This window comes from Frateuria sp. sgz306004, assembly GCF_057750885.1.
The window spans coordinates 728,609-737,410 of record NZ_JBYLFE010000001.1; the positions used below are offsets into that span (position 1 = coordinate 728,609).

Annotated in this window: 10 protein-coding genes; 6 read left to right on the forward strand and 4 right to left on the reverse strand. The window is 59.3% G+C overall.

Annotation, left to right across the window (positions count from 1 at the left end; all coding sequences use genetic code 11):
• The first annotated feature begins 1 nt into the window (after position 1).
• Positions 2-1,579, forward strand: a complete 1,578-nt coding sequence (gene bcsG, locus AC3G2C_RS03410; RefSeq protein WP_488383187.1) for a cellulose biosynthesis protein BcsG — start codon at positions 2-4, stop codon at positions 1,577-1,579.
• Positions 1,579-1,761 carry a cellulose biosynthesis BcsR family protein gene (locus AC3G2C_RS03415; protein ID WP_488383188.1) on the forward strand — a complete coding sequence of 61 codons (183 nt, stop codon included), beginning with the start codon at positions 1,579-1,581 and terminating at the stop codon, positions 1,759-1,761. The genes bcsG and AC3G2C_RS03415 overlap by 1 nt, the downstream gene beginning before the upstream one ends.
• Before the next feature lie 216 nt (positions 1,762-1,977).
• On the opposite strand, the gene AC3G2C_RS03420 is transcribed toward AC3G2C_RS03415, so the two are convergent.
• The gene (locus tag AC3G2C_RS03420; RefSeq protein WP_488383189.1) at positions 1,978-2,166 is read right to left on the reverse strand and encodes a DUF1737 domain-containing protein; all 189 of its coding nucleotides are present in this window, start codon (positions 2,164-2,166) and stop codon (positions 1,978-1,980) included.
• 217 nt (positions 2,167-2,383) lie between these two features.
• On the opposite strand from AC3G2C_RS03420, the gene AC3G2C_RS03425 reads away from it, so the two are divergent.
• Positions 2,384-3,082, forward strand: coding sequence for a hypothetical protein (locus tag AC3G2C_RS03425; RefSeq protein WP_488383190.1), 699 nt, complete (start codon positions 2,384-2,386; stop codon positions 3,080-3,082).
• Positions 3,083-3,320: 238 nt separating this feature from the next.
• On the opposite strand, the gene AC3G2C_RS03430 is transcribed toward AC3G2C_RS03425, so the two are convergent.
• Positions 3,321-3,728 (reverse strand): hypothetical protein, encoded by a 408-nt coding sequence (locus AC3G2C_RS03430; RefSeq protein ID WP_488383191.1) that lies wholly within the window; start codon positions 3,726-3,728, stop codon positions 3,321-3,323.
• Between the two features lie 228 nt (positions 3,729-3,956).
• On the opposite strand from AC3G2C_RS03430, the gene AC3G2C_RS03435 reads away from it, so the two are divergent.
• Positions 3,957-4,667 (forward strand): rRNA pseudouridine synthase, encoded by a 711-nt coding sequence (locus AC3G2C_RS03435; RefSeq protein ID WP_488383192.1) that lies wholly within the window; start codon positions 3,957-3,959, stop codon positions 4,665-4,667.
• Between the two features lie 580 nt (positions 4,668-5,247).
• Here AC3G2C_RS03435 and AC3G2C_RS03440 read toward each other — a convergent pair.
• Complete coding sequence (locus tag AC3G2C_RS03440) at positions 5,248-5,526, reverse strand: helix-turn-helix transcriptional regulator (protein WP_488383193.1); 279 nt, start codon at positions 5,524-5,526, stop codon at positions 5,248-5,250.
• A gap of 154 nt (positions 5,527-5,680) precedes the next feature.
• Entirely contained in the window at positions 5,681-6,013 is a 333-nt protein-coding gene (locus tag AC3G2C_RS03445; RefSeq protein WP_488383194.1) for a hypothetical protein, read from the reverse strand.
• Positions 6,014-6,531: 518 nt separating this feature from the next.
• Here AC3G2C_RS03445 and AC3G2C_RS03450 point away from each other — a divergent pair.
• Together AC3G2C_RS03450 and AC3G2C_RS03455 are read left to right on the forward strand one after the other, a co-directional pair.
• Positions 6,532-6,678: a hypothetical protein gene (locus AC3G2C_RS03450; RefSeq protein ID WP_488383195.1), complete on the forward strand. Its 147-nt coding sequence runs from the start codon at positions 6,532-6,534 to the stop codon at positions 6,676-6,678.
• A gap of 36 nt (positions 6,679-6,714) precedes the next feature.
• Complete coding sequence (locus tag AC3G2C_RS03455) at positions 6,715-8,352, forward strand: DUF6119 family protein (protein WP_488383196.1); 1,638 nt, start codon at positions 6,715-6,717, stop codon at positions 8,350-8,352.
• Positions 8,353-8,802 lie beyond the last annotated feature (450 nt).

The following is an 8,802-nucleotide window of genomic DNA, read 5'->3' on the forward strand; positions in this document are numbered from 1 at the left end:
CATGGGACTCTGGAACCTTTACTTCATCGCCAAGCTCTTTCTGGCCTGGCAGGGCGAGATTCAGTGGTCGTGGTGGCTCAACCTGCTCTTCGCGCTGGGCCTCATCGTGCCGCTCAAGCCACGCTGGCTGCGCGTGCTGCGCCAGGTGGTGGCTGCGGTGGCAGGCGTGGCGCTGCTTTATCACGAATCCAAGTTGCCGCCGTTTGCCTACCTCATGCGTCAGTTGCCCGGCCTGGCGGCCTTTAGTCCCAGCTACATGATGGAACTGGCACGGCGTGTATTCACGCCCGCCATGGTGTACGTGCCACTGATCGCCATCGCCATATACGCGGTGGTGAATCGCTGGGTGCGCGTAACCAGCTTTGTGTTGCTGGCCTTGATCGTGCTGCCGTTGTGGCAGGGCGTGGGTACCCTTATCGCCAAATCGGCGGCGCCATCGGGCTATGGCGCACAGCGCGGCGCCAGCGTGGCCAACGCCGGTGCAGACAGCACCACCGGCAGCTACGACCAGCAACTGGCGGCCTTTCACAACAGCGAGAAGGAACGCCGCGTGCCGTTCTTTCCGATGGATGCCGACCCCGCCGCGCAGTTCGACATTATCGTGGTGCATATCTGCTCGCTGTCCTGGGACGACCTGGAGGTCGCCAACGCCACCGACAGCCCGTTGCTCAGCCGCTTCGACTACATCTTCAAGAATTTCAGCAGCGCCGCGAGCTACAGTGGACCGGCCGCCATTCGCCTGTTGCGCGCGTCCTGCGGGCAAGAGGCGCACGAAGCGCTCTACAGCAGCGACCCCGCCGAATGCCATGTGTTCGCCGACCTGGCCGCCGCCGGCTACAACGTGCAGTTCCTGATGAATCACGACGGCCACTTCGATGATTTCCGTGGCGTGGTACAGCGTGAGATCGGCGTGCCCGGTGTGCAGCCGCAATCCATCGACGGCCTGCCCACCGCCTTGCGTGCTTTCGATGGCTCGCCGCTGGTCAGCGACTACGACGCACTCGCCAAGTGGTACCAGGCGCGCACCGCCAATGGAGGCGGCCCGGTGGCGCTGTACTACAACTCCGTTTCCCTGCATGACGGCAACCGCTTGCCGGGCAGCAACCTTTCCAGCCTGCAGTCGTACCCGACGCGCCTGAAAACGTTGTTGGACGATATCGACCGCCTCATCGAGCTGGTGCAGCACTCCGGCCGCAAAGCCGTGCTGGTGTTCGTGCCCGAGCATGGCGCCGCCTTGCGCGGCGACGCCGGGCAAATCGCCGGCCTGCGCGAGATACCCACGCCGCGCATCATCCACGTGCCGGTGGGCGTCAAGCTGATCGGCCTGCCGGCCGGCAAAGACCGGGCAGGGCACAGCGTGGTAGTGAACGCGCCCACGAGCTACCTCGCACTGGCCCAATTGCTCTCGGGCATGGTGGTGCACAGCCCGTTCAGCGCACAGGCGCAGCCGTTGGAGCAATACGCCACCGACCTGCCGCAAACCCGCATGGTGGGCGAGAACGAAAGCACCATCACCATGAGCACGCCCGATGGCTACGTTATTCGCACGCCCGATGGCGTCTGGATGGAGAGCAAATAATGGCCGGCCCCTCCAAGCTCATGCCCAGCGACATCGATACCTACGCCCAATACGTGGAAGGCATCGACCCCAGCCGCTACTACGACAGTCAGGCCAAGGAGCAACTGCTCAACGCCATGGCGCGCTGGCCATTGCTGGTGGCCGTGCTCAACCTGCAAGACATCGGCGAAACAAAAACCTAGGGATGCTCTGATTTTGATCGTCATCCCAGCGAATGCTGGAAGCGCCTTTCAACAGCCGAAGGGCTGGTCATCCAGAGTCTGTAAATCTTTGAACGTAAAGGCGCTGGATGACCAGCCCTTCGGCTGTTAGAAAGCACCTCCTGCTCTTGCCCCCTTTTTGGGGTCCGCAGGAATGACGAACAAAAAGTCGATTAATCAAACCTTCCTTAGAACTCGCTACTTGCGCTGCGGCCAGAGCACGGCCTGGGCCACCACCACATGCTCGCCATTGAACGTGGCGGCCGGCGAGCCGTAAAGCGCGTAGCCCAGCGCCAGCGCCTCCGAAACACGGTGGCAGAACGTGGCGTCGTCCTTGCCGGTAAGCAGGCGATAGCGGGGCAGGTCGTTCGGGGGTGAGTCGCTCATGGGTGCTCCGGGCGTGTCGCCTTGCGGCCAAGGCGGGCTTGGCAGCATGGGCGCGAACGCGGGGCTGCCGCAACCCTCCGCGCCCGCGCGGGCCACGCGGAGAGCGTGAACAGTCTCACAGGGCTCAGGTTCTGCGTGTGCAGGCCGACAACGTAAGGGCGTGCCCCTTATCAGGCCCGCGTTTTGCCACGCACCGGGGACAGACAGGAGTGAACACGTGTTGATGGCCCTCATGTTTGTCCTGGCCATGCTCGGTGGCCTGTCCATCGGCGCCACCATGGCCGACCAAAGTTGGCGCCGCAAACTCATGCGCGATCCGCTGTTCAGCCCGGCCAGCGCCGAGGCCGCGGAATTCATCGAGCTATGCCGGCAACACCTGCGCGTGTACATACTCAACGCCCGTCGCAGCGACACCAGCGCCGACATTCCGCTGGCCGCCGCCAACCCCAGCGACGAATCGGTGCTGCGTCACCTGGCGGAAATGACCTGCGTAGTGCCCATTGTCCATGGCGTTGCCAGCTTGCCCGGCGGGCGCAAAGTGGACCTACGCCGTGGCCGAGATATCGAAGAAGCCCTGGCAAGCGCCTATGTCGCCATGGGCGAAGCCGCCGCCATCCTCACGCGCTACGCCACCACCCAGCACACCGTGAGCGAGTTGGAGCACTCCGAATACGCCATCCTGCGCTCCATTACCGGCAAAGACGCCAAATACCCCATGGAAACCGAAATAGGCCGCACCGCCCGCCTGCTCGGCGCCGACCCGCGTCGCGCGGATGGCGTGGTGGGCGGCGATCGCCTATGGAGCCAGATTCTGTTGTGGCGCGAAAAGGCCGAAACCGCATCGGCGGAACCCGCGCCCGAGGGGGAGCCGCAAGCGGAGGTCAGTGGCCAGCCAGTGTTGGGGGCGGTGGCGTAAGGCGGGGTGTATCCCCGAAGGTCATCGCCACTTGCGCCAATGCGGGAGTGGCATTTTGACAACCCCGGCTTGGGCGGCTCCGCTGCACGTCTTCTAGGCACAGGCTGATCTGACGACACCTTGCTCGTCATTCCTGCTAAGGAAGGTCTGATTAATCGACTTCTTGTCCAGCATTCGCTGGGATGACGATCAAAATCAGCGTTTCCCTAACGCAGGACTCCGCCCAAGCAATGACCCGCTACTCCTCACGCAAAAACGCGTTAATGCGCCGCCTCAATTCGTGATCCTTCAACGCGCGCGCCTCATCATCGGCGGCAATCGCACAATCACGTGCCAGCTCCGCCTGGCCTGTGAGCTTGTAGCGCTCCGCCAGGGCAAACTGGATCGTGGCGCGATATTCCCCCGCATCCGCCGGTGACGCGGCATCCAGCGCTTTCAGGTACAGCGGAATGGACGCGGCATCGTCCGGGGTAAAGTCCGCCAGGGTCTCCCACAGAATCGGGTGGTTGTAACCGCCCTGGCTCTGCGCCTCGGCATAATCCTTGAGCAGGTTGTAGTTGGCCCAGAACTTGTCGGTCTGGTCCTCGTTGACGAGCAGGTTGGCGAGCTCGATAACGCGCTCCCAGACATCCGACTTCAGTTCCATTCGCTTCTCTCTCGCACGGTGCAGCCGGGGTTGCGGCAGGCCCAAGGTGGGTGTTTGAGCGCAGCCCTTCAAGCGGCGCGTGGTAGCGAAAGCCGTCAGGGTAGGGCCGTAAAGCCGGCCAACCCGTATTACCCACCGCCGGCACGGCGCCACCTGCAGCCGCAGCCCATACGCGCTGGCCGCCATGGTAGCGCCTATAATGTTGCGCCTGACTCCCTGGCAATACTCATGACCGAACCCGAACGCCTTGCCAAACGTGTCGCCGCCCTGGTCCAGTGCTCGCGACGCGAGGCCGACATGTATATCGAAGGCGGCTGGGTACGCGTAGACGGGCAGGTGGTTGAAGAGCCGCAATTCAAAGTGCTGCAACAGCACATTGAGATCGACCCCAACGCCAAGCTGGAACCCGCCGAGCCCGCCACCATCGTGCTGCACAAGCCCGCGGGCCTTACCGTAGAGCAGGCCCGCGCACTGATTCGCCCCGAAAGCCACGCCGACGATGACGCCTCTGGCGTGCGCCTGCTCAAGCGCCACTTCGCCCGCCTGGAATCACCGCTGCCGCTGCCCGACAAAGCCAGCGGCCTCATGGTGTTCACCCAGGATTGGCGCGTAAAGCGCCGCCTGGAAGACGACTTCGACCGCATCGAACAAGAAGTGGTGGTGGAAGTAACCGGCAAACTCGCCCCCAACGGCCTCGCCTTGCTCAACCACGGGCTTAGCTTTGACAACTACGCGCTGCCGCCCATCAAAGTGAGCTGGCAAAACGAAAACCACCTGCGCTTCGCCCTCAAACGCATTGCACCCGACCGCGTCGAACGCATGTGCAACGCCGTAGGCCTCAGCGTGCTCGCCATCAAACGCCTACGCATCGGCCGCATCCCCATGTCCCGCCTGCAACCCGGCCAATGGCGCTACCTCTCCACCAACGATCGATTCTGACGCCGCAGGCATAGGCTGCGCCTAACGTTGTGCCGCACCGGCCATTCGCCACCCCGCTGAGCTAGACAAACAAAGTCGGCGCTGCGCCGCCTCCCGAATGAGAAAGCGCCTGTAACCCCGCACCGTCATGCCGGCGAGGGCAGGAGGCGCTTTTCAACCGCCGAAGGGCTGATCATCCAGCGCCATCGCACTTGGGGAAGGTCTGATAAAACGACATGTTGCTGGTCATTCCTGCGAACCCCAAAAGGGGGCGAGAGCAGGAGGCACTTTTCAACAGACAAAGGGCCGGTGATCCATCGCCTGTCGATACTTGAACGTAAAGGCACGGGATGACGAGCGCCTCGGCTGTTGAGAGGCGCTTCTTGCACTTGCCCCCTTTTGGGGTTCGCAGGAATGTCGGCTTGGATGATCCCCTGGTTCTGATCGTCCCCTAGCGGGGGCTTGGATCTAGGGACCGTCTGATCAAGTGGCAACTTGCTCGTCATTCCTGCGAAGGCAGGAATCCAGCGCCTTTGCCTTCAGCGCGCCGACCGAAGCGAATAGCGGCGATCATGGCGATATGAGCGCGCCACCTAAGCCGTCACCCCTCCTCCAACACGCACCGCGCTTCCAGCACCATCCAATACAACGCCGTGGTGTCGAACGCGCGCGCAAACATCTTCGCCAAGTCCACCGTCATCGGCTTGCCATTCATCATCCAATCCTTTAGCTGTGCGCTGGTGATGCCGATGCGCCGCGCTGTCTGCGCAAAGGTGAGGTCATCCGGCAGCATGTAATCGTGCAGCAGCACCTGCGCGGGTGAGCGCACGGCCAGCACACGGCTGACGTACATGCGCGGTGAGAGGGGAATCCGACTCATCACTGTCCTTGGTTGATGTGCGTGCACGCTCAAACACGCCGGCGCGAGCGCAGCGATAGATGTAGGCAACTGCCCGGTTTTGTCGTAAGTGATCGCCAAGGTGCGGCACACCGGTAACACGCCCGGTGCGCCGCGGGGGCGATCAACGGACGGGTCAGGTGCTGGCGGCGGGTTTTTGGCCCAACAAGCGCGCGTAGGTGTGCAGGTAATGCACGGCTGTCGATAACCCTGCGGATTCCAACGGGGTTAGGGCTAGCTTGCGTAACGGGCGGTAACCTCGGCGCGGCGGGGCGAGGAAAGCCTCCTCGCTATCCATCAGCAGACCCAACAAGGCGTCTGCGGAGCGGGCAATACCGATCAGCGTTAACAACCGCTGCTCTGCGTCCGCTGCCTCAGCTGGGGGAGCCAGCGTGTCGGCGGAGGTCGCGTGCGTATCCTCTGGTGGGAAAGACGGGCGTGCGCGTGCCGTATGATCGTGGATAGCCATGATCAACTCTCTCTTAGTTGTTGATGGTTAGCGGGTCGTGGGTGTTCTCAGCACTCACGGCCCGCGCTTCATGACCCAAGGGTCATGCGTTGCGCGAAAGACGGATTCAGACACCTCGCGCGCAACGAGACAAAAAGTAGCAGAGCCCCGCCGCCAACCTTGTCAGGCGATAGCGCGTTTAGTCATGCGGCCCCGGCGCGCAAGCGCGGCGGCATGCGCTGTCAGCGCCCCGTTGAATTACTAGGCATTGCCTATTGATCAATGCCAGGGAGGCGAATGAACTTAGGCAGCCAATTTGGAACATTCGAGGCGACGCTCGCCTCCATCTGAGAAATGTCCAGCAGTGGGAGCGCCGGGCCAAGGCTATTGGACCAAGGTGGAGGGCGAGTTTGATCATGGATGATCTGATCGCTTCTGGTGATCACCATATGAGATTTCTGGCGAACATTCGTCAAAGATGACCAATAAGGCCGTGTTACGACAAGATCCTCACGACTACGATTCGATCACTCCCATTCATGTCGTTTATAGAAGATGATGATGTCGCAATCTTGATGGATGCTTTGCAGGAAGAAGTGCATCACTTCGGAATGGGTGCGCTTGCTTCGATCAATGCAATGATTGATGTCGATGAATCGTATTTGAGTGTGATGAAGCGAAACTAGCAAGTGCGTTCACGCGAAAATCTCAGGGAGAGATACGTGCCGAATTTGACTATTCACCTGCTTCGAGCTGATGTGAGGAGCCACTACGAAGCGATCGGACTTGGTGGAGCCAGGCATTTATCCATTGATGATGGGGTTCGCCATATCGGTGACCTATACGTAGCGCCCAAACCCGAAAGATCCCCGCCCTGGGCTGCCATCTTCAAAGACTATGTCGATGACATAAGAAGTTTGGGGTCAGTGAAGTCGACCGGAGCTGTCCTCATCGTTAAGGCAAAAGGCCGTTATTTCGCGATTACATTTGGGCAAGGTCGATTCATTCTAAATCAAGACGTGATTGAAGAGCGCTTTGGACTGTTGGCGACACTTAATTCACTTGAAGCCAATGCGTTGCGAAGCATCGACAAACGTACTTTTGATGCGGTCGATCAAAACAGTCGCGTTCAAGTCGGTCTAACAAGTGGTGCCTCTGACTTTGGGGTCGATATCGAGCGCGACCTCATTAAAGGCATCGTCGGGTACCCTAAGAACACTGGTCTGTTAGGGCGCCGAATGTCCGGTTCTGATGCACTAACCGTTAGCCGTGATATTAATCTTGGGACCATTCGCAAGGCCCTGGCGGCTTATCTTCGGGCTTATGAATCGGATGCTTACAAGAATCACTTCTCATGGATCGATCAGATCCATCAAGTTAGGAAGAAGGGCCGCGTTGCCAGTGCGCTCGACGAGCTACTGCTTGAAAAGCTCACCGTCGTCAGGAGGCAGAATGGAAGGGGTAGTGATTGTTGGCTGGCGGCCCCCGACGTTCTTGATTGGGACGTGGTCGAAGGTTTCCGGTACAGCCAGGGCAAGGCAAGTGGGTACCAAACCGATATGCACTTGCTTGGCTTTTTCAACACGGTTGAGGATGTTGTTTTATCAATCGAGCTGTTGAAAAGGCGCCACATCTACGCTGTGAATTCCGAGCATATGGAGGTCAAGCATTGGACGGTCTACAAGTGTATTCATTGTGAGGTCGAGCATGAAGGTAAGACCTACCTTCTCTCAAGTGGGCAGTGGTTCGAGATCAAGAAGGACTTTGTTGAGAACGTCAACGAGTTCTTTGACAATATGCCTGTCTTCAGTCTGCCTCTGCCGAGTTACCTGCATGCGAAGGAAGCTGAATATAACGCTGAGCTCTGTGGGAATCATCAGGATTACTGGGCGCTGATGGACCTTATACAGATTAAGGTTGGAGGAGTTCATGACAAGGTTGAATTCTGCGACGCCTATGGAGCAGGAATGGAGATGCTGCACATCAAGCACTATGGTGGCTCAAATCTGCTTGGCCATCTGTTCAATCAGGGGCTCGTGTCGGGAGAGCTGCTCAAAGAGCACGTCGACTACGTCAGCCTAGTCAATAAGCATCTGCCGAAGAAGTTTGAACTAGATGACTCTGGAGAACTCCCGAGAGATGTGGGCGCCTACACCATAGTGTTCGGCATCATCAGCCCGACAGATGAGCCTAAGCTGCATATTCCTTTCTTTGCTCGTGTGGCGTTGAAGAACGTATACCGACGATTGGAATCCATCGGCTACAAGAATATTTGCATAGCCAAAATTTCCGTTGACCCAGTGTTCAAGATGAAGACAAAGCTTCCCGAGAGAGGTGTTCGAAGGCGAGGAGATGTCTAAAGCTGGCGTGATAACCTTTAATTCCAAAGAGGGTGTTAGTTGCCTGTAATTGAAGGTGCGGACTCCTGAAGGTAGTTCTGTCTCCGCGAGCAGGGCGGTACTTATCCTCCGGAAAGACGCCTTTGCTCAAGTGCAACCTGCAGGCCTTAATCTTGTCCCTGGTGAGATACTGCTTACTCAGTTGTTTGCCGCCGAATGCTATCGAAAGAACCAAGTTCCCTATTTGGGGTATCTACCCTGCTCTGGTGTACTTCTTGGTTCCTCTAGCGATGAGCTGCCATTCTTCTACGCGCCGTCTGCGCACCCGAGTGCTTGCGCTGCAACTAACGCGTTGCCGGGTGAATGAATCGCCCCGGGTTTTGAGGAGGCTCCAACTCTTGAGAAGATGGAGCCATGAACAAGTCGAACAAGTTCTCACCTGAGGTCCGCGAGCGCGCCGTACGCATGGTG

What these genes read in the sequence shown, in the direction of transcription:
- bcsG (WP_488383187.1), top strand. Translation starts at nt 2, where the DNA reads ATGGGACTCTGGAACCTTTACTTCATCGCCAAGCTCTTTCTGGCCTGG.
- AC3G2C_RS03415 (WP_488383188.1), top strand. Translation starts at nt 1,579, where the DNA reads ATGGCCGGCCCCTCCAAGCTCATGCCCAGCGACATCGATACCTACGCC.
- AC3G2C_RS03420 (WP_488383189.1), bottom strand. Translation starts at nt 2,166, where the DNA reads ATGAGCGACTCACCCCCGAACGACCTGCCCCGCTATCGCCTGCTTACC.
- AC3G2C_RS03430 (WP_488383191.1), bottom strand. Translation starts at nt 3,728, where the DNA reads ATGGAACTGAAGTCGGATGTCTGGGAGCGCGTTATCGAGCTCGCCAAC.
- AC3G2C_RS03435 (WP_488383192.1), top strand. Translation starts at nt 3,957, where the DNA reads ATGACCGAACCCGAACGCCTTGCCAAACGTGTCGCCGCCCTGGTCCAG.
- AC3G2C_RS03440 (WP_488383193.1), bottom strand. Translation starts at nt 5,526, where the DNA reads ATGAGTCGGATTCCCCTCTCACCGCGCATGTACGTCAGCCGTGTGCTG.
- AC3G2C_RS03445 (WP_488383194.1), bottom strand. Translation starts at nt 6,013, where the DNA reads ATGGCTATCCACGATCATACGGCACGCGCACGCCCGTCTTTCCCACCA.
- AC3G2C_RS03450 (WP_488383195.1), top strand. Translation starts at nt 6,532, where the DNA reads ATGTCGTTTATAGAAGATGATGATGTCGCAATCTTGATGGATGCTTTG.